General features: G+C 62.8%; 17 protein-coding genes. 8 read left to right on the top strand and 9 right to left on the bottom strand.

From position 1 onward, the window contains the following. The coding region (locus ACLP2E_RS08755; RefSeq protein ID WP_442465695.1) for a lysine--tRNA ligase at positions 1–1,117 on the bottom strand (1,117 nt) is incomplete at its 3' end. A 202-nt stretch (positions 1,118–1,319) separates the two neighbouring features. Between ACLP2E_RS08755 and ACLP2E_RS08750 the strand changes: the two genes are divergently transcribed. Both ACLP2E_RS08750 and ACLP2E_RS08745 read left to right on the top strand, forming a co-directional pair. Then, complete coding sequence (locus ACLP2E_RS08750) at positions 1,320–1,664, top strand: DUF952 domain-containing protein (protein WP_442464009.1); 345 nt, start codon at positions 1,320–1,322, stop codon at positions 1,662–1,664. Then, entirely contained in the window at positions 1,661–2,734 is a 1,074-nt protein-coding gene (locus ACLP2E_RS08745) for a quinone-dependent dihydroorotate dehydrogenase (protein ID WP_442465694.1), read from the top strand. The genes ACLP2E_RS08750 and ACLP2E_RS08745 overlap by 4 nt, the downstream gene beginning before the upstream one ends. 29 nt (positions 2,735–2,763) lie before the next feature. Here ACLP2E_RS08745 and ACLP2E_RS08740 read toward each other — a convergent pair whose 3' ends face one another. The 3 genes from ACLP2E_RS08740 to ACLP2E_RS08730 all read right to left on the bottom strand — a co-directional run bounded on the left by ACLP2E_RS08740 (position 2,764) and on the right by ACLP2E_RS08730 (position 5,479). After that, a complete protein-coding gene (locus ACLP2E_RS08740; protein ID WP_442465693.1) occupies positions 2,764–3,288 on the bottom strand; it encodes a L,D-transpeptidase in 525 nt (174 codons plus the stop codon). A gap of 278 nt (positions 3,289–3,566) precedes the next feature. After that, the gene (locus ACLP2E_RS08735; protein WP_442464012.1) at positions 3,567–4,421 is read right to left on the bottom strand and encodes an outer membrane protein; all 855 of its coding nucleotides are present in this window, start codon (positions 4,419–4,421) and stop codon (positions 3,567–3,569) included. Between the two features lie 194 nt (positions 4,422–4,615). Next, the gene (locus tag ACLP2E_RS08730) at positions 4,616–5,479 is read right to left on the bottom strand and encodes an outer membrane protein (RefSeq protein WP_442464013.1); all 864 of its coding nucleotides are present in this window, start codon (positions 5,477–5,479) and stop codon (positions 4,616–4,618) included. Positions 5,480–5,825: 346 nt separating this feature from the next. Here ACLP2E_RS08730 and ACLP2E_RS08725 point away from each other — a divergent pair, with 346 nt between their 5' ends. After that, positions 5,826–7,121 carry an adenylosuccinate synthase gene (locus ACLP2E_RS08725; RefSeq protein ID WP_442465692.1) on the top strand — a complete coding sequence of 432 codons (1,296 nt, stop codon included), beginning with the start codon at positions 5,826–5,828 and terminating at the stop codon, positions 7,119–7,121. Positions 7,122–7,171: 50 nt separating this feature from the next. After that, on the top strand, positions 7,172–8,350 hold the full coding sequence (locus ACLP2E_RS08720) for a hypothetical protein (protein WP_442465691.1): 1,179 nt from the start codon (positions 7,172–7,174) through the stop codon (positions 8,348–8,350). 32 nt (positions 8,351–8,382) lie between these two features. Here the strand turns inward: ACLP2E_RS08720 and rpoH are convergent, their stop codons facing one another. Continuing rightward, the gene (gene rpoH, locus ACLP2E_RS08715) at positions 8,383–9,291 is read right to left on the bottom strand and encodes an RNA polymerase sigma factor RpoH (protein ID WP_442464016.1); all 909 of its coding nucleotides are present in this window, start codon (positions 9,289–9,291) and stop codon (positions 8,383–8,385) included. Between the two features lie 251 nt (positions 9,292–9,542). On the opposite strand from rpoH, the gene ACLP2E_RS08710 reads away from it, so the two are divergent. After that, a complete protein-coding gene (locus ACLP2E_RS08710; protein WP_442465690.1) occupies positions 9,543–10,742 on the top strand; it encodes an amino acid aminotransferase in 1,200 nt (399 codons plus the stop codon). Positions 10,743–10,793: 51 nt separating this feature from the next. On the opposite strand, the gene ACLP2E_RS08705 is transcribed toward ACLP2E_RS08710, so the two are convergent. Next, the gene (locus ACLP2E_RS08705; protein ID WP_442464018.1) at positions 10,794–11,549 is read right to left on the bottom strand and encodes a methyltransferase domain-containing protein; all 756 of its coding nucleotides are present in this window, start codon (positions 11,547–11,549) and stop codon (positions 10,794–10,796) included. A gap of 469 nt (positions 11,550–12,018) precedes the next feature. Beyond that, a complete protein-coding gene (locus tag ACLP2E_RS08700) occupies positions 12,019–12,171 on the bottom strand; it encodes a hypothetical protein (RefSeq protein ID WP_442464019.1) in 153 nt (50 codons plus the stop codon). Between ACLP2E_RS08700 and ACLP2E_RS08695 the strand changes: the two genes are divergently transcribed. Continuing rightward, positions 12,170–13,663 (top strand): C2 family cysteine protease, encoded by a 1,494-nt coding sequence (locus ACLP2E_RS08695; RefSeq protein ID WP_442465689.1) that lies wholly within the window; start codon positions 12,170–12,172, stop codon positions 13,661–13,663. The two genes, ACLP2E_RS08700 and ACLP2E_RS08695, sit on opposite strands and share 2 nt — an antisense overlap. 30 nt (positions 13,664–13,693) lie before the next feature. Here the strand turns inward: ACLP2E_RS08695 and ACLP2E_RS08690 are convergent, their stop codons facing one another. Beyond that, positions 13,694–15,361: a mucoidy inhibitor MuiA family protein gene (locus tag ACLP2E_RS08690; protein WP_442465688.1), complete on the bottom strand. Its 1,668-nt coding sequence runs from the start codon at positions 15,359–15,361 to the stop codon at positions 13,694–13,696. A 168-nt stretch (positions 15,362–15,529) separates the two neighbouring features. Between ACLP2E_RS08690 and ACLP2E_RS08685 the strand changes: the two genes are divergently transcribed. Further along, positions 15,530–16,450 carry a DMT family transporter gene (locus ACLP2E_RS08685; RefSeq protein ID WP_442464022.1) on the top strand — a complete coding sequence of 307 codons (921 nt, stop codon included), beginning with the start codon at positions 15,530–15,532 and terminating at the stop codon, positions 16,448–16,450. Beyond that, positions 16,447–17,613: a lytic murein transglycosylase gene (locus ACLP2E_RS08680; protein ID WP_442465687.1), complete on the top strand. Its 1,167-nt coding sequence runs from the start codon at positions 16,447–16,449 to the stop codon at positions 17,611–17,613. The genes ACLP2E_RS08685 and ACLP2E_RS08680 overlap by 4 nt, the downstream gene beginning before the upstream one ends. Before the next feature lie 62 nt (positions 17,614–17,675). On the opposite strand, the gene ACLP2E_RS08675 is transcribed toward ACLP2E_RS08680, so the two are convergent. Then, the coding region (locus tag ACLP2E_RS08675) for an aminotransferase class I/II-fold pyridoxal phosphate-dependent enzyme (RefSeq protein ID WP_442463269.1) at positions 17,676–17,950 on the bottom strand (275 nt) is incomplete at its 5' end.

The raw sequence follows: 17,950 nt of genomic DNA, 5'->3' as shown, positions 1-17,950 counted from the left end.
GCGGTTCGCCGGAATGGATATGCCAGGCCGGATTGCCCAGCCGCAATTTCCAGTCCTGGCGCGGATAGGCGTCGAGAAAGGCGAGATATTCATCAACGCAGCGCGGGATCACGTCGAAATAGAGCTTCTTCGCCTCGCGCGGCTTCCAGTACATGAAGAAGGACAGGCTTTCCGGGCTGGCGTAGCGCAGCCATTCGTCGATGGTCAGGCCGTTGCCCTTCGACTTGGAAATCTTCTGGCCCTTGTCGTCCAGGAAAAGCTCGTAATTGAATCCTTCCGGCGGCGCGCAGTCGAGGGCGCGGGCAATCTCGCCGGAAAGCTTGACGGAATCGATCAGATCCTTGCCAGCCATTTCGTAATCGACGCCGAGCGCGCACCAGCGCATCGCCCAGTCGGGCTTCCATTGCAGCTTGCAATGGCCGCCGGTGACGGGAGTTTCGAATCTTTCGCCGGTTTCGGGATCTGTCCACGCCACCATGCCGCGCGAAGCATCGATCTCATCAAGGGGAACCTGCATGACCACGCCACTGTGCGGATGAATCGGCAGGAAGGGCGCATAGGAGGCGGCGCGTTCGGCGCGCAGCGACGGCAGCATGATGGCCTGCACCCTCTCGTAGCGCGCCAGCATTTTCAGCAAGGTCGCGTCGAAACGGCCCGACTGGTAATATTCGGTCGCCGAGGCGAACTCGTAATCGAAGCCGAAAGCGTCGAGAAAGGCCCGCAGCCGCGCATTGTTATGCGCGCCAAAGCTCGGATATTCGCCGAACGGATCGGGAACCTGGGTGAGCGGCTTGCCGAGATGCGCGGCGACCAGTTCCTTGTTGGGAATATTGTCCGGCACTTTCCGCAATCCGTCGAGATCGTCGGAAAAGGCCAGCAGCCGCGTGGCTATGGCGCCGCCGGTCAGGGTGTTGAAAGCATGACGCACCATGGTGGTGCGGGCGACTTCGCCGAACGTGCCGATATGCGGCAGGCCGGACGGGCCGTAGCCGGTCTCGAACAGCACTTGTTTCTGGCCGCTGCGCTCGATCCTTGCCACAAGTTTTCTCGCTTCCTCGAACGGCCATGCGGTCGACTGGCGGGCGAATTCGGCGAGATCGGGCAGCATTTCGTTCATTACGGCTGGTATTCGGCGAAGCAATTCCGCCGCCTCCTGTTACAGGTCGAGAAAGACAGCTTTTAGCTTCTGTGTGGCGACAAAACCAGCGTCTCGAACAAAAGGCCGCAATTTTGGCCAATTCCGCGTGACGGCGCAGCTCCCGTCTGGCGGAGTTTTGCAAAAGATGCTGTAAATCCTTTGTTCACGCAAGGAATGCGGCTTGGCTCTGATCTATAAAATCGTCACGGCCCAAGAATGGGCTACGGCTCTCGCCAACGGGCTTTTTGCCGGCTCGTCCGTCGATATCGTCGACGGCTTCATCCATTTTTCCACGCAAGCCCAGGTCGCGGAGACGGCGGCCAGGCATTTCGCCGGGAAGGAAGGCCTCGTGCTGGTCGCGGTCGAGGAAGCAAGCCTCGGCTCCTCCCTGGTCTATGAAGTTTCGCGCGGCGGCGCCTTGTTCCCTCATCTTTACGGGCCGCTGCCCACCGCGCTCGCACGTTTCGCCCTTCCCCTGCCGCTCGGCCCCGACGGCGCGCATGATTTCGCCGGAATTTTCGCATGATGGCTTTTTTCGATTCCTTCGCTTTGCCAATGCTGCATTCGCTCAACGCCGAGCGCGCGCATGAACTGACGGTCTTCGCGCTCGAGCGCTTTCCGCTGCCGCCGGCCCCGGCGGATCACGACAGTCTCGGGCTGAATGTGTTCGGACTGGATTTTCCCAATCCAATCGGCATGGCCGCCGGTTTCGACAAGAACGCCCGCGTTCCCGACGCCTTGCTGCAACTCGGTTTCGGCTTCACCGAGGCCGGCACGCTGACTCCGCGGCCTCAATTCGGCAACGCCAAGCCCCGCCTGTTCCGCCTGCACGAGGATCGCGGCGTGATCAACCGTTTCGGCTTCAACAACCAGGGCCACGCAGCGGCGCGCCAAAAACTTCTCGCCCGCAGCGCCAATGGCGGCGTCGTCGGCGTCAATATCGGGGCCAACAAGGATTCCTCCGACCGCTCCGCCGATTATGTCGCCGGCATCCTCGCTTTCGCCGATCTCGCAAGCTATTTCACCATCAATATTTCCTCGCCCAACACTCCGGGCCTGCGCAACCTGCAAAGGCCAAGCGCGCTCGACGACCTGCTCGCCCGCGTGCTCGAGGCGCGCGACCTGACGGCCGAGACCTTGCCGCGTCGGCCGGTGCTGCTGAAAATCGCGCCCGACCTGACGCTCGCAGATCTCGACGACGTGGTGCGCGTGGCGCGCGCGAGGGGCATCGATGGCATGATCGTCTCCAACACCACCTTGTCGCGCCCGGAAACATTGCGCGACGAGGCGCAGGGCGAGACGGGCGGCCTTTCGGGCGCGCCTTTGTTCTCGCTCTCGACGCAAATACTGGCGCAGACCTTTTTACGCGTCGAAAAGCAGTTTCCGTTGATTGGCGTCGGCGGCGTCGACAGTCCGGAAGCCGCCTGGGCCAAGATCGAAGCCGGCGCCACTTTGATCCAGCTCTATTCCGCTTTGGTCTACGAGGGAATGGGCCTGATCGAACGCATCAAATCAGGGCTGGTGGCGCATCTTGCCGCGCGAAACATGAACCAGATCGAACAGGCGGTGGGAACGGGCGTCAGCGACTGGATTTGAACCCGGACATTCGGCTATTATCCCAAGCATCAATACGGCGGATAGACTTCGATCCACGGCCGGTTTGCGCGGCCCCGCGACCTGATCGTCGTCGACTGACTTCTGGGTCCAAAAAGTTCAGGTTCCTCGCTCGAGATCATCATCCCGCTCACTTTTATCGTGGCCCCGTACTTTTCGACCCAGGAATACAGCATGCGTGCATTTTCAACCGACAAGCGGATGCACCCATGCGACGCAGGACGTCCAAGACCACGCTGATATGTGCCATGGATGGCGATGCCCTCGTAGAAGAAGATCGAATACGGCATAGGCGATTGATCATATTCGTCCGAAAAGTGATCTGCGTCCAAACGTTGCACATTGAACGTCCCCGTCGGCGTCTCGAAGCCGTCGCGCCCGCTCGACACTTTCCAGACATGGGTTTGACCATCGTTGTCGGTAACGGTCATCGTCTGGGCGCCGAGATCGACGCGTATCAACACTTTGGCGTTCGCCACGGAGAAAAGCGCGCTCGCCAGCAGACCTATGACAAACTGAGTGAGGATCCTGACCATGGCTCCAGCCCGACGGGCGCCCACGCCACGCGTTCGGCGCGCCAACACTGCAGGTCATAATGCGTGAAATTGCAACCGCGCGGCCGCGTCAAAGGAGGTAGCTTGCGCTGATCGAAAGTAGCGCGGCCTCGAAGACCGGTAAAAGCCTCCGAAGCCGCCATGCGCGGACGCTCAACCCCCCGCGTGCCGCGCAGCCATCAGATTAGCTCAAACCTAAGCTTGCGCAATCCCCTTTACTTCGGAACGGTAAGTTTCCGCCGAAAGGGCGACGGGTCTTTTCAAAGATCGGGCGTGATGCGCAGGCCCGCGCGCGCTTCCTGCGTCGTGACGTTCGATCCCAGGTTCATAAATCGATAGCCGAGGTCCAGCTTGACATGGGGGCCGACGTCGATGGCGACGCCCGCCATCAGGGCATAGGCGAAATTGATGGTCGAGGCGCCGGGGCCGCGGTCGTTGGGATAGCCCAGGAAATAGCACGGCAACCCGCCGACGCCGCCCTGGAAGCCGCAGTAATTGTTATGCCCTCCCGTGCCATAGGCCACGCCGTTCATGAACTTATAGTCGATGTTCGAACTGGTCAGGAGATAGGAGGCGCCCAGGCCGGCGCCGACATAGGGCGTAAATCCGGACCAACTGCCCAAATCGAGGTAGAAGTTCAGGAGATAGGCGCTGGCCTGCAGTTTTTCCCAAGGGTTGGCGGTGCAGGAAGTGGTGAAGACATTGCCGGGTATATTGGGGTCGGCGGCGACGGGGCAGCCCTTGGGGAAAAGCCCCGAAGGCGCCGGGATGCTGTAGGCGGCGCCCGTTCCCCCCAGCGTGAAGGTCTGGCTTTTGGTGAGCGCCTCGAGACCATTATAGGTCGCGTCGACGCGGAAATAATTGTTGAACTGGTAGCCGGGCCCGATGCTCCCGCCCATCAGCGGCGAAGTCATGCCGCCATAAGGCGTGTCCATGTGCAACTCGTTGAAGCCCGCATCGCCGCGCAGATACCAGCCCGTGCCGAATTCCACCATCGGCGCCGGCTCCTGCGGATAGATCGGCGGCAGGCTCATGTCGGCGGCTCCCGCGGATGAAATCACGCCGGCCGGCAAAGCCAGGAGTACGACGGTCGCCGCCTGAATGGTCTTTCGCATGTCCACTCTCTTCGTCCGCAAGCTACAACTACAGGTTGCGGTCAACGTAAACAAAGAGAGTTAATCCCGATTTAAATTTTACAACTTTTACGCGAACATCCATCGCTATCGACGCAACGCGCGAGCGCGAGGACGCAAGCAAAAAGGCGGAAACGCCGGGCTTCCGCCTTCAATTCCTTGTGGCGCCAGAGCGATCAGTAGCGGGTGCGTAAAACAGGTTCCGGCGCCACCGCCGGGATCAGCAGCCAGCGCAGGCCCAGCCTTATGTCGTTGGAGGCCATGTTGAAATGCTGGGATTCGTAAGCGCAGCCAGTCGATGCGCCGCCGTTGCAGGCAATGGCGGCGGTATTGAATGATCCCAAGTTGACGTAACGATAGCTCAGGTCGAGCATGAGGTTCGGCGTGACGCGAAAAGCCGCGCCAGCTGTCAGCGCCCAAGCGAAATTGGCCGAGTTATTGTTCGGGGCAAGGCCGTAGCCGTTGGGCTGGCTCATGCTGATGTCGGTGAGGCCGCTGACGCCGTAGGTGACTACGCCCAAGCCGCCGCCGATATAGGGGGCAACGCCGATCCAAGTGCCCATGTCGAGGTAGCCGTTCGCGAGGAACAGCCCGGAACGGAGCGAGGCGTTATAGTTGTCGCCGCAATTGGTCGGGCCGCCAACCGGGCAATTGCTGCCGCCGCCGGTGTATTGATAAAAGGCTTTTGAATTATACGACGCGCTGGAGCGATATTCGCCGGTCACGTCGGCGCGGAACCATTCATTGAATTTATAGCCGGCGCCGATTCCCGCCAAAGTGCTGTCGCCAACATTGACCGGCCCGTCCCAGGCTCCGAGATCGGCCAGGGTCTGGCCCGTGCCGAAGGTGGAGTTCAAGCGGGACGCCTGATTAATCCCGACCCCGACGTCGCCGCGCAGATAAAATCCGGATTCTTCGTCGATTGCGCCGCGCAAAGGTTCTTCGAGCGGCGGCGCCGGAGGAAGATCGGCGGCCAGAGCGGGCGCCAATGCGGCCATGACGACGACGCCCGCGATAATGAGGGCCTTGATGCCGCCCATGACGAAATCCCTTCCTTGGCCGGGCGCACCCAGCAATTCGTGTTCATGAAGGGGATTTTTGCCAGTAAAGGCTTAAATAGGTCTTAACCCTAATCTTTAACCGTGTTTTTATCATCTTGACGCAACGTCAGCACGACCCGGGGGGCAGCCCAGCCCGGTTCCGGCGTCGTCGCGCGGAAACGCTTTACTAAAGCGCCTCGATCCGCTACGCCATTGCCGCAAATTGCCCCGGCCTTGCGCTGGGGTTTTTGCGTTGCGAAGAACATTCGGGCCCGGCGCCGCCGCGATCCAGCAGGATCTATGGAAGCGGTAAGGTCTCGTAGAAGCGGATTGCGAGAGAGCCAATATGGCCAATGTGGTGGTGGTCGGCGCCCAATGGGGCGATGAGGGCAAGGGCAAGATCGTCGACTGGCTGTCGGTCGAGGCCGATGTGGTGGTGCGTTACCAGGGCGGGCATAACGCCGGCCATACGCTGGTCATCGACGGCGTCACCTTCAAGTTGTCGCTTCTGCCCTCCGGCATCGTGCGTCCCGGCAAATTGTCGGTGATCGGCAATGGCGTCGTTGTCGATCCTCGTCATCTGATCAGGGAAATCGCCGGCCTGCGCGCGCAGGGCGTCACCATTTCGCGCGAAAACCTGCGCATCGCCGAAAACGCCCCGCTGATCCTGTCGCTGCACGGCGAACTCGACGCCCTGCGCGAAAATTCCGCCGCCGAAGGCGCGCGGATCGGCACGACCAAGCGCGGCATCGGACCGGCCTACGAGGACAAGGTCGGCCGCCGCGCCATTCGCGTCATGGACCTTGCCGATCTCGACACGCTCGACGCCAAGATCGAAAGGCTTCTGACCCACCACAACGCGCTGCGCCGCGGTTTCGGCCTCGAAGAGATCAAGGCCTCGACAATCCGCGCCGAGCTCGAAGAAGTCGCGCCGCAGGTGCTGCCCTATATGGACCGCACGTGGTCGTTGCTCGAGGACCTGCGCCGCGCGGGAAAAAGAATCCTGTTCGAGGGCGCGCAGGGCGCGCTGCTCGACATCGATCACGGCACTTATCCCTATGTGACTTCGTCCAACACCGTGGCTTCCAACGCCGCGACCGGTGCGGGTCTCGGCCCGGGCTCGATCGGCTATGTGCTCGGCATAGCCAAGGCCTATACGACGCGCGTCGGCGAAGGGCCTTTCCCGACCGAACTGCATGACGAAATCGGCCGGAACATCGGCGAACGCGGCCGTGAATTCGGCACCGTCACCGGTCGGCCGCGGCGCTGCGGCTGGTTCGATGCGGTGCTGGTGCGCCAGACCGTGAAAACCTCCGGCATCGACGGGATCGCTCTGACCAAACTCGACATTCTCGACGGTTTCGAAGAGGTCAAGGTTTGCGTCGGCTATCGGCTCGACGGCCAGACCATCGATTATCTGCCGGCGAGCCAGGCGGCGCAGGCGCGTGTCGAGCCGATCTACGAGACGATCGAAGGTTGGCGCGAGCCTACCGGCGGGGCCCGCTCCTGGGCGCAGCTGCCGGCGCCGGCGATCAAATATGTCCGCCGGGTCGAGGAATTGATCGAGGCGCCGGTCGCGCTTCTGTCGACCAGTCCGGATCGCGACGACACCATTTTGATGGTTAATCCCTTCCGGGATTGACGCCGGCCGATTTGAGCCGGAAAACCAAGACGACCAGCAAAAGGCGCAGAATGGCTGATTATTATCCGCTTTTGGCCAAAGCCGTTTCCGGCCTCAAGAATTCGACGCCGGAGGCGCGCCACGCGATATACGAACGCGCGCGAAAAGCGCTGCTCGGCCAATTGCGGTCGATGCAGCCGGCGGCGCCCGAAAGCGCCGTCGAGCGCGAGGCTTTGGCCCTGGACGAGGCCATCGCGCGGCTGGAGCGCGATTTTCTAAGCGCTCCCCCTGCCGAACGGGTGCCCGCCGATGCCCCGGCCGCCGAAACAGCGGCGGCGCCCGTGGCGTCCGAGCAAGAGGCTCCCGCCTCGCCGCCCGAACCGCCGCCGCTCGCCGAGCCGGTCGAAGACGAGGACGCCGCCGCCCCACCGCGCGAAACGGCGCGGCCCGCCGCGCCCAAGCCCGAAGTCAAGCAGGGCGGCGGTTTGCGCCGCCTGGCCATTGTCATCGGCGCCCTGGCGCTGGTCGTGGCCATGGTCGGTTTCGCTGCCTGGAAATTGCGGGACCGGCCGGAAGATCTGGCGCGGCGGGCGCCGGCGACGGATGCCGCCGACCAGCAATCCGGCGGCAAGAGCGGCGAACGAATCGGCGCCGACGGACGCGCTCAGGCCCCGGGCGGCGCCGGCGCGCCCAACCTCGCGGTCGCCTATCGCGCCGCCATATTGGTGCAGGCGCCCGACGAGCCCGGCGGGATCAAGACCTATATCGGTTCGGTGGTCTGGCGGCGCGATTCGTCCAATCGCGGTCCCAACCAGCAACTGGCCGGCGCGATTCGCGCGGAGGTCGATGTTCCGACGGCGAAATTCAACATGTCGATGGTGATGGAGAAGAATTACGAGACGGCGCTTTCCGTCAGCCACACCATCACCATCCGCTTCGATCCGGCCGCGGATTCGCCGATCGGCGCCGTCAAGGCGATCAACATGCCGGAAATGCGCCGCGACGACGCCCCCAAAGGCGCGCCTTTGCTCGGCTTGCCGGTCGAAATAGCGTCAAATGTCTTCCTCGTGGGGCTGGCCTCGGCTTCGGAGACGCAAAATATCGAACTGCTGCAGGGCCCCAACTGGATCGACATTCCGATGAGCCTCGCCAGCGGCCGCATCGCCAAGGTGACTTTCGAGAAAGGCGTCGGCGGAGAGAAACTCTTCGCCGACGTGCTGGCCGAATGGAAAGCGCAACAATCCCAATAAGAAAGGCCGCCTCTTGCGGGCGGCCTCGATCTTTACGCCCGCGCCGGCGCCGCCAGCGGCAGGGGGCGCGGCGGCGCCTCCACCCGGGCGACGCGGTCGCGCACCGCGGCTTGCACTTTCTCGAAAGCGCGCACTTCGATCTGGCGCACCCTTTCGCGCGAAATGCCGAATTCGGTGGAGAGGTCCTCCAGCGTGATCGGATCGTCGGACAGTCGGCGGGCCTCGAAAATGCGCCGCTCGCGCTCGTTGAGCACGCCGAGCGCCTGGGCCAGCGCGGCGCGGCGGTTGTCGCTTTCCTCGGACTGGACCAGCAGGCTTTCCTGGCTTGCGGAATCATCCACCAGCCAATCCTGCCATTCGCCTTCGCCTTCCTCGCGCAGGGGCGCGTTGAGCGAAGCGTCGCCGCCCAGGCGGCGATTCATCTCGATCACTTCCTGCTGGGACACGCCGAGCTTGGTGGCGATCGCGGCGACATGGTCGTGCTTCAGGTCGCCGTCCTCCAGCGCCGATATCTGGCTCTTGGCCCGGCGGAGATTGAAGAACAGTTTCTTCTGATTGGCCGTGGTGCCCATTTTCACCAGGCTCCACGAACGCAATATATATTCTTGAATTGAGGCGCGGATCCACCACATCGCATAAGTGGCCAGGCGGAAGCCTTTTTCCGGTTCGAAACGCTTCACAGCCTGCATCAAACCGATATTGCCCTCGGAAATCACTTCGCCGATGGGGAGGCCATAACCGCGATAGCCCATGGCGATTTTCGCGACGAGCCGGAGATGGGAGGTGACGAGACGATGCGCGGCCGCCGTATCGGAATGTTCGCGCCAGCTTTTGGCCAGCATATATTCCTCTTGCGGCTCCAGCATCGGAAAACGCCGGATTTCATCGAGATAACGCGACAGGCCATTTTCGCCTGCAAGAATGGGGAGCGCAGCTGCCATCAAACCCTCCTGAACCCGGACGCCCGATGAGGCGCGCCCGAGACGGTCGCAATGCGCCGACCGTCAGACAGAACATATAGGGACCAGAAACCATGGCCGAAAGAGGGCGAAGTTCGCAACGCCCTGTTACAAATTGGTAACCCGACGCGCACACGCTTGTTCCGCCCGGCGGACGACGGTTTTTGGTTCTGGCCTTTTGCCAGCATTATGCGCTAACACAACCTCGAATGTCGGAAAAGACGAGCGCATCCATGCAAAATTCCCTTTTCGCAAATGTACAGGAACTGCCCCGCGATCCGATCCTCGGTCTGACCGAAGCTTTTGTCGCCGACAAGAATCCGGCCCGGGTCAATCTCGGGGTTGGCGTCTATCAGGACGAGAACGGCAGGGTGCCTTTGCTGGCTTGCGTGAAACAGGCGGAGGAAGCCCTGCTGGCCAAGGCTGCTCCGCACAGCTATGCGCCAATCGACGGCCTTCCGGCCTTTAATTCCACCGTGGCGAAAATGGTCTTCGCCGATTCGGCCGATCTCGCCCATGTCGCCACGGTCCAGGCGCTCGGCGGCACCGGCGCGCTGAAACTCGGCGCCGAACTCTTAAGAGTGGCATCGCCTGGGGCGAAAGTCTGGATCAGCGATCCAAGTTGGGAAAATCACCGCGCCCTGTTCGCCGCCGCCGGGTTCACCGTCGAGACCTATCCCTATTACGGGGCTGACGGCGAACTGGATTTCGCCGGGCTGATCGCCACCTTGTCGGCGATCCCCGCCGGCGACGTCGTGCTGCTGCACGCCTGTTGCCACAATCCGACCGGCCTCGACCTGACGCAGGACCAATGGCGGCGAATCGCCCGGATCGTGCGCGAGCGTGGCCTGACGCCTTTCCTCGACACCGCCTATATGGGTTTTGCCGAAGGCCTGGACGCGGACGCCTTTTCGGTGCGGCTATTTGCCGCGGACGGCGGGCCTTTGTTCGTTTCCTTCTCCTTTTCCAAGTCGCTGTCGCTCTACGGCGAGCGCGTCGGCGCCTTGAGCGTCGTCACCGCCAATGCGGCGGAACGCGCGCGTGTGCTCAGCCAGATCAAGCGCATCGCCCGCATCACCTACTCCTCGCCCGCGAGCCACGGCGCGGCGGCGGCGGCTCTGGTGCTGGCCGACCCAGACCTGCGCAAGCAATGGGACCACGAACTCGGCGCCATGCGCGTGCGCATCAAGCTTATGCGCGCCCTGCTGGCGGAAAAGCTGGCCGAGCGCCTGCCGGGCCGTGATTTTTCATACATTACCCGGCAAAACGGCATGTTCTCCTATTCGCGCCTGACCGCGCCGCAGGCCATCGCCCTGCGCGAGAAATATTCGGTCTATGCGCTCGACAGCGGCCGGATCTGCGTCGCGGCGCTGAACAACGCCAATATCGACCAGGTCGCGGAATGCGTCGCCAAGGTGATGACGGAGATCTGAACGTCGGCGCGGGGCCCTTGCGCCCCGCTTCCGTCAAAGGCGGAGTGAAACTCAGCGCTGGGCGAGGATGAACAGCCGTGGAAACCGCAGCATGATGTTGCCGTCCGGCAGCGCCGGGTAGGCTCTCGACAGTTCGGTGGCGTAAAGTTCGAGGAATTTCCGACGTTCGTTGTCGCATAACGGCGCCAGGAAGGGGCCCAGTCCGGTCGCTATCATCCAGTCGATGATCGACCAGACGCCTTTGAGCAGATGCACGTAAGTGGTTTCCCAGATTTCCATCGATGCGCAGATCGGCCACAGCATCGAGTGGATGTCTTCGAAGGTTTCGATCATCGGTCTCGTCTTGGCGATCGGCACCAGTTTCTTCGCCCATGGCCCGTCAGCCGCGACCATCCGCATCAGGGCGCGATTGGGCTCGTGCAGATTGTTGGGAATTTGCAACGCCAGAAAGCCGCCGCCAGCGACGCAGGACAACAGCCTTGGCAGCAGCTTCTGATGATCGGGAAGCCATTGCAGGGCCCCATTGGAAAAGATCATGCCGCAGGGTTTGGCCGGCGCCCATTTGGCGATATCGAGTTGGACGAATTCGATTTCAGGCAGCAGCGTCCGAGCCACCTGAAGCGCCTCTTCGCTTTGATCGACGCCCATGATCTTTGCGTGAGGGAAGGCCCTGGCGATCAAGCTGGTGGAAAATCCCGGGCCGCATCCGAGATCGACCACATCGTCGGGCGCGAAATTCGGGATCCGGCTTAGAAGATCGAGCGCCGGACGGGTTCGTTCCACCTGAAAGGCATAATGGTAAGACAAGGGCGCCCGTCTCTCTTATGTCTGCGTTTTTGGCGTGAGCTTACTGGCTTTGGTTGGCGCGACAGCTGAGATCGAGAGCGGTAAAGTTCGCTGTCGCTCCATGGGCCGCCGCCGGGGCTCCGCCGTGCAATTTTCGATTTCTGCCGCGCAAATCTAAAGGGCCTGAATTTCCGACGCAAGCTGGCGCCGGCCGTCGATTGCGTCGCCAGAACGACGACGGGCCAAGGGGCAATCCAGGAGGCGGCAGACTTCAATTCATTGTGATGCTTCAGGTTATGGCGCAATCAAGATTCCGATTATAGATTTGACGGTCCGGCGCGTATTTCGGGAGGGCGGCCATGTCGATTGACCCGAGCAAGAAATCCCTAGTTGGGCAAGATGGCGGAGACAATTCCGTATCGCTGCTTCCCGCTCCCGTCCTGAGGCTGGCGTCCCTCAATTCCTCCGAGGGGTTCGATTTCCTTGGCAGTCACGCGAGATCTTCCGCCGGCGCCTCATCCGGCGCCACGACGAGCACAACCTCTCCCAGTTCGACCGGATTGACCTCGTCGACGCCCGCCGGCTCGACCACTGCGCCGGCTTGGATTTCCGCGCTCCATACGGCTTCGCTCGCTGCGGACATGCAAGCCGCCGATATCGCCGGCACGGTCAGCGAGGCCGGCCTGACCAAGCTCCTCACCGATCTCGACTCCACGTTGTCGGCGACCAGATCGACGCTGACGGCCAATGAATTCAGGGATCTGCAAACGATCGCCGCCAATCTCAACAACGGCCTTTCGACTTCCGCCTACCTGACCTATGCCTTCAATGCTCTGGTCAACGGCAACGCCGCCAATGCGACCTGGACCGGCGGCGGCGCGAATTCCGTCGCTCTCGGCAATCTGGCCGTGGGCTCCAATGCGACGAAACTGGCGGAACTGACCGGCAAATGGCTTCAGGGAACGGACCTGCCGAGTTCGAAAGTCACGATGAGCGGCTATGCGCCGTTTTCCGTGAGTTCTTCGGTAGTCGCCAATCCGCTTTTTGGCGCCTCTGGGCCGACCATGAGCGACATCAACCAGGGCTATCTCGGCGATTGCTATTTCCTGTCGAGTTGCGCCGAGGTCGCCAATCAGAACGCCTCGATCATCGATTCGATGTTCACCGATAATGGAAATGGAACCTATGGCGTGCGCCTTTACGTCAATGGCGCCGCGGAATTTGTCACCGTGAATGCGTCGCTGGCCGACGGCGGCTCGATTTTCAACAATGCGACGGATATCTGGGCGAGCCTCGCCGAAAAAGCCTATGCGCAATTCCAGGCGGGCGGACTCGACACCGGCAATTCCGTCAATTACGGCGATTCCTACTCCACCATCGGCAATGGCGGCTCGCCCGCCTTCGCGCTCGAAGCGCTCACCGGGGCTTCCGCGATCAACGAATTCATCGCCAATGGCGGCTCCTGGCTGGATTACGGCCTGAACGCGTCATTGAGCGTCACCGCCTATTCCGCGGGAGGGACGACGGTCAGCCTGCTGAGCACCATCGCCGCCGATCTGGGCGCCCATGATGACGTGATCCTGTCCTCCTACACCAATGCGACCGATTCTTCCGGCAGGACCACGCTCGTCGCCGATCACGCCATGTCGGTCTATGGCTACGACAGCGCCTCCGGAGACCTGGAAATCCGCAACCCCTGGGGGACCGAAGCCGGCCAGACCTGGGACACGACCTTCGAAGTCAGCCTTTCCACTCTGCTGTCCGATGGCGACGTCATTACCACCGACAATGCCGGCTCCACCGCCAGTTCGACCAAGTCGATCGTCGCAAGCGGCCAGAACAACGAGACCTTCATTTTCACCCCGAATTTCGGTCAGGAGACGCTTTATGGCTTCCAGCCGACCGGCGCGGGTTCCGACGTGCTTCAGTTCGCCGCCTCGGCTTTCGGCGCCGGTCTGACCGCCGCTAATCAGAGCGCCGACTGGCAAGCCTTGATCTCGCCGTCGCATCTGACGCAAAATGCCGCCGGCTCGGCGGTGATCACCGATATCTATGGCGACAGCCTGACCTTGAACGGCGTCAGCAAGACTACGCTGGCCAATTCCGCCCTTGCCGGCGATTTCAAATTCGTCTGAGAAGATTGGCGTGAGCAGGCCCCGCAGCGACTAGAATTGGTTTGAGAAGGGGGCCGCCACCGGCTCCGCCACATCCCGGTCGGCCGGCCATTTGATGCGATAGGCGAGAGTTAGTTCTTTCGACCCGTTCGGCGCGAGGTCGAAGCGCCAACGCAACAGGCCTTGCTTGCCGTCTGGCGCCTTCTCTTCCGGCGGCGTGGTCTGGCCGAGAAGCTCGACCACGATCGCGCTGTTTTCCGAATAGGGCGTCTGGTCGGTCACGGCGGCGTGGATTGGGAAATCGTGCAGATTGCGCACTATTGTCTTGACCTCGCTGGTCGCAGTCCTGGTCTGGCCGAACAGCGACGGCTCGTTTTCCTTGCGCTTTACTGGCGCGCGAACAATCGTCACGCGGTCGTCGGGGCCAAAGCCCAGGTCGAGAGCCTCGCCCGGCGCGGCGAAAGCCATGCGGCCGCGGCCGACCAAGGCGCCATCGCGGTAAATCGAGACCTGTCCCGGCAGCAGCGGCGCCTCCTCGCCATTGACGAAATGCGCCGACAGGAAGGCGCGCGGATCGAGCGCCGGCGAGATGCGCCAGCTCAAGGCGGCTTCCGGCTGCTGCGTCGACAGGCTGACGCTTTTCGTCGTGCCGTCGGAGGCGAGGCTGACTTTTCCGGGAGCGCGAAAAGTCGCCTGATAGGCCCCTGCGTCGATATGGGCCTGCGTCTCGGCTGCGCGCATCGGCGCGGGCGACGGCGCGGCAGCCAGCGCCGAGGTCGCCTTGGCCCGCGGTTCGGCGCCGGCGGGCAAGGTGACGGGCGGCGGCAGGAAATCGATGATCCGCGGCTCGACTTTCGGCGCTTCGGTCCCTCCGGCGGCGGGGAAGGCGGCGAGCGACAGGGAGACCTCGCTCCAGTCTTCGCCGGTTCTTTGCGAAACCTGGGCGCGGCGGATCAGCTCCAGCTGCGGCTTGCCATTGTTCTGGCCGCCAGTGTCCAGCCGCGCGTCATAGGCGGGGGTCCAGCGCGCGCCGGCGACCCGATAGTTCAGGATCAGCCGGATCTTGCCGGCCTGCGGGGCTTCGACATCGACCGCGACATCCTGCGTCGGGCCGGCGATCGAGGGCGCCGGGCGCGCGGCCTCCAAAGCCTTGATCCTCACGTCGATTTCGGCGGCGGCCGCGTGGGCGGCGCGCAGATCCAGCCCGACCTTTTCCAGCGCCGCGCCGATGACGTCCCAGGCCTGGCCCCAATCCTCCGGCTTCAGCGCCTTGCCGTCGGGCCCGATTTTTTCCGGGCCGGCGTGGGAATAGCGCCGCATCATCTCCTGTTTGGAAGCAAGCGCGTCGATCTTTACCTGCGCGGCGTCTCGTTCCGCCTGCAGGCTTTTCAGCCGCGCTTCCAATGTGCTGTCGCCAGCCGGCGCCGGGGCTTTTCTGGCGTCTATCGCGCCAAGCAGGATTTTTTCGTCGCCCTCGCCGCTGACGCGCAACGAGGCGGGATCGACGCCGCCCGGCAGGGCGTGAAAGACCAGCCGGCTCGCTCCGGCCGGCAGATCGACTTCGGCCACGCGCGTCACCATCGCCGCATCGGGATAAAGCGTCACCGCGTCGATGTGCGAGGCGGCGTCGATTTCGGCGGCCAGAGCCGGAGCGGCGGCGCACAGCGCCAGAATCGAGAGAGCCAGATTCGACAAGGCGGCGGCAAATGTCTTGCGCATCATTTTCTTTCACTGCTCAAGCGTCAACGAGGCAGGATGATGCGCCGCCGATTGCGATGTTTTTTTGACGCAAAAGCGCCGTTCCTGGTTTGCAAGGCGCCGAGGCTGGACGGGGAGGAATTTCGCGGCCATGGTCGGAAAATACCGATGCACGGAAAAGGCGCCCGCTTGACCGATTTTTTCCGCCGGATCGGGCGCAGCCTCAACGACCGCGCCGTCATCCTGCTCATCCTCACGGCGGCATTGTGGGGCGCCAACGGCGTGGTCAGCCGCGCGGCGGTCGGCGAGGTGTCGCCCATGACCATGGTGACGCTGCGCTGGCTGGTGGTCTGCGCCGTGCTGCTGCCGCTGCTGCGAAGCCAGATCGGCCACTATGCCGGGGACTTGCGCCGGCACTGCCGCTACATCGCTCTGATGGCGGCCTGCGGCTATACCGGCTTCAACGTGCTGTTCTATCTCGCCGGCTATTACACCAGCGCGGTCAATATCACTTTGTTGCAGGGCTCGATCCCGCCGATGGTTTTGGCCGGCGCGGCTTTGTTCAAGGGGATCCGCGTCACCCCGATGCAGATCGTCGGCATGGCGGTGTCCTTTGTCGGCGTCGGTCTGATCGGCACGCGAGGAGACCTGTCGCATCTCGGCGCGCTGGATTTCAACATAGGCGACCTGATGCTGCTCGCCGCCTGCGCGCTTTACGCCGGCTACACCATTGCGTTGCGAGACCGTCCGCACCTTCCGCCGATGGTGTTTTTCGCCGGCATGGCCATCGCCGCCTTCGCCGTGTCGCTGCCGTTTTTCGTCGGCGAAATCATGATGGCGCGCAGCTATTGGCCGACGCCCAAGGGTTTCGCCCTGGTGCTGTTCGTCGGCATCGGGCCGTCGCTGATCAGCCAGCTTTTCTTCATGCGGGCGGTCGAATTGATCGGCCCCGGCCGCGCCGGGATTTTCACCAACCTGACGCCCTTGTTCGGCGCTTTTTTCGCCATCACTTTGCTCGGCGAGCCGTTTCACCTTTATCATGCGGCGGCCATGGCGCTTGGACTTGGCGGCATTGGTCTGGCCGAGACCGGCAAGAGGAAGCATTCATGAACCGACGCCAGATGCTCGCCGCTGTCAGCCTGCTGCTCGCCGCGCCCGCGTGGGCAGATGATTTTGCCGTCTTTCTGGAAAGCTTTCGCTCCTCGGCGCTTCAAGCCGGCGTGTCCGGCGAAATTTTTGACGCCGTCGTCGCCGGCCTGACGCTCGATCCCTCGCTGACCGGCAAGCGCGCCGCCCAAGGCGAATTCGTGCGTCCCTTGCGCGCCTATGTCGATGACGCCGCCTCGAACGCCCGCGCCGCGCAGGGACGGACGATGACGGAAAAATTCGCTGCCCCCTTGCGCCAGATCGCGGCCAGGACCGGCGTGCCGCCGGAAATGGTGGTGGCGCTGTGGGGCATGGAGAGCGATTTCGGCGCCTCGCGCGGCGACCGCGACGTCTTGCGCTCGCTGGCGACCTTGGCCTTCCTCAACCGAGACAATCCGGTCTACGCGCAGGAATTCGTCGCCGGCCTGGCGCTGCTGCAAAAGGGCCTCCCGCGCGAAAAACTGCGCGGCTCCTGGGCCGGGGCGATGGGCGATCCGCAATTCATGCCCTCGGCCTATCTCAAATACGCCACAAGCTTTGCCGGCGGCGCCCCGCCCGACATCTGGAGCAGCGGCCCGGATTCGCTCGCCTCCATCGCCAATTTCCTGCAGCAATCGGGCTGGCGGCCCGCCCTCGCCCCGATTGTCGAGACCCGCGTTCCGGCGAGTTTCGACTATGCGACCCTGCGCCAGGATTTTTCCGCCTGGGCGCAAGCCGGTTTCACCCGGCTCGACGGCCCCCCGCTCCCAAAAAGCGGCGACGCCATGCTGTTTTTCCCCACGGGGGCTAATGGCCCGGCCTTTCTGCTCAGCGAGAATTTCTTCGTGCTGAAAGCCTATAATTTCTCCGATTCCTACGCTTTTGCCGGCGCGACCCTGGCGGACAAAATTGTCGGCCGGCCGGTTTTACGCGAAAAGTGGCCGAGCGAGGCGCAACCGCTGACGCTCGCCGAGCGAGAGGCGATCCAGCGCGGCCTGACTTCGGCCGGGCTTTACGACGGCAAGATCGACGGGCGTTTCGGGCCGGTGACGCGACTGGCCATTCACGCTTTCCAGCGAAAGGTCGGCATCGCCAAAGCTGACGGCTATCCTTCGCGCGCTGTTCTCGACGCATTGCGGGCGCACTAACGAAAAAGCCTCCGTGGCGGATGCAACGGAGGCTCAAAATTTGGGTACTAGCTTTTTTTATTTTATTCCGCCGCGCGTTTCATCGCCGGATAGGTGCAATGCGCGTCATTGGCGAAGGGCGATTCGACGTCGCTCGACTGCACGAAGGGAATGCGCAGGGCCGACCAGACATCGACCAGCGACTCCACCAGATGGGCGATATGGGCGTCGCCGTGATGCGGGGTCGGAGTGATGCGCAGGCGCTCGGCGCCGCGCGGCACGGTCGGGTAATTGATCGGCTGGATATAGATGCCGTGGCGATCCAGCAGCATGTCGGTCGCCGCCTTGCACAATTGCG

This window comes from Rhodoblastus sp., assembly GCF_052145335.1.
Taxonomy (GTDB): Bacteria; Pseudomonadota; Alphaproteobacteria; order Rhizobiales; family Beijerinckiaceae; genus Rhodoblastus.
Note: the sequence above shows the minus strand (reverse complement) of the source record. Positions and strands in the feature narration are given on the sequence as shown.

Excerpts from the sequence above, each read along its gene's own strand:
- ACLP2E_RS08745 (WP_442465694.1), top strand. The coding sequence starts at position 1,661 with ATGATGGCTTTTTTCGATTCCTTCGCTTTGCCAATGCTGCATTCGCTC.
- ACLP2E_RS08740 (WP_442465693.1), bottom strand. The coding sequence starts at position 3,288 with ATGGTCAGGATCCTCACTCAGTTTGTCATAGGTCTGCTGGCGAGCGCG.
- ACLP2E_RS08735 (WP_442464012.1), bottom strand. The coding sequence starts at position 4,421 with ATGCGAAAGACCATTCAGGCGGCGACCGTCGTACTCCTGGCTTTGCCG.
- ACLP2E_RS08730 (WP_442464013.1), bottom strand. The coding sequence starts at position 5,479 with ATGGGCGGCATCAAGGCCCTCATTATCGCGGGCGTCGTCGTCATGGCC.
- ACLP2E_RS08725 (WP_442465692.1), top strand. The coding sequence starts at position 5,826 with ATGGCCAATGTGGTGGTGGTCGGCGCCCAATGGGGCGATGAGGGCAAG.
- ACLP2E_RS08720 (WP_442465691.1), top strand. The coding sequence starts at position 7,172 with ATGGCTGATTATTATCCGCTTTTGGCCAAAGCCGTTTCCGGCCTCAAG.
- rpoH (WP_442464016.1), bottom strand. The coding sequence starts at position 9,291 with ATGGCAGCTGCGCTCCCCATTCTTGCAGGCGAAAATGGCCTGTCGCGT.
- ACLP2E_RS08710 (WP_442465690.1), top strand. The coding sequence starts at position 9,543 with ATGCAAAATTCCCTTTTCGCAAATGTACAGGAACTGCCCCGCGATCCG.
- ACLP2E_RS08695 (WP_442465689.1), top strand. The coding sequence starts at position 12,170 with ATGCAAGCCGCCGATATCGCCGGCACGGTCAGCGAGGCCGGCCTGACC.
- ACLP2E_RS08700 (WP_442464019.1), bottom strand. The coding sequence starts at position 12,171 with ATGTCCGCAGCGAGCGAAGCCGTATGGAGCGCGGAAATCCAAGCCGGC.
- ACLP2E_RS08690 (WP_442465688.1), bottom strand. The coding sequence starts at position 15,361 with ATGCGCAAGACATTTGCCGCCGCCTTGTCGAATCTGGCTCTCTCGATT.
- ACLP2E_RS08680 (WP_442465687.1), top strand. The coding sequence starts at position 16,447 with ATGAACCGACGCCAGATGCTCGCCGCTGTCAGCCTGCTGCTCGCCGCG.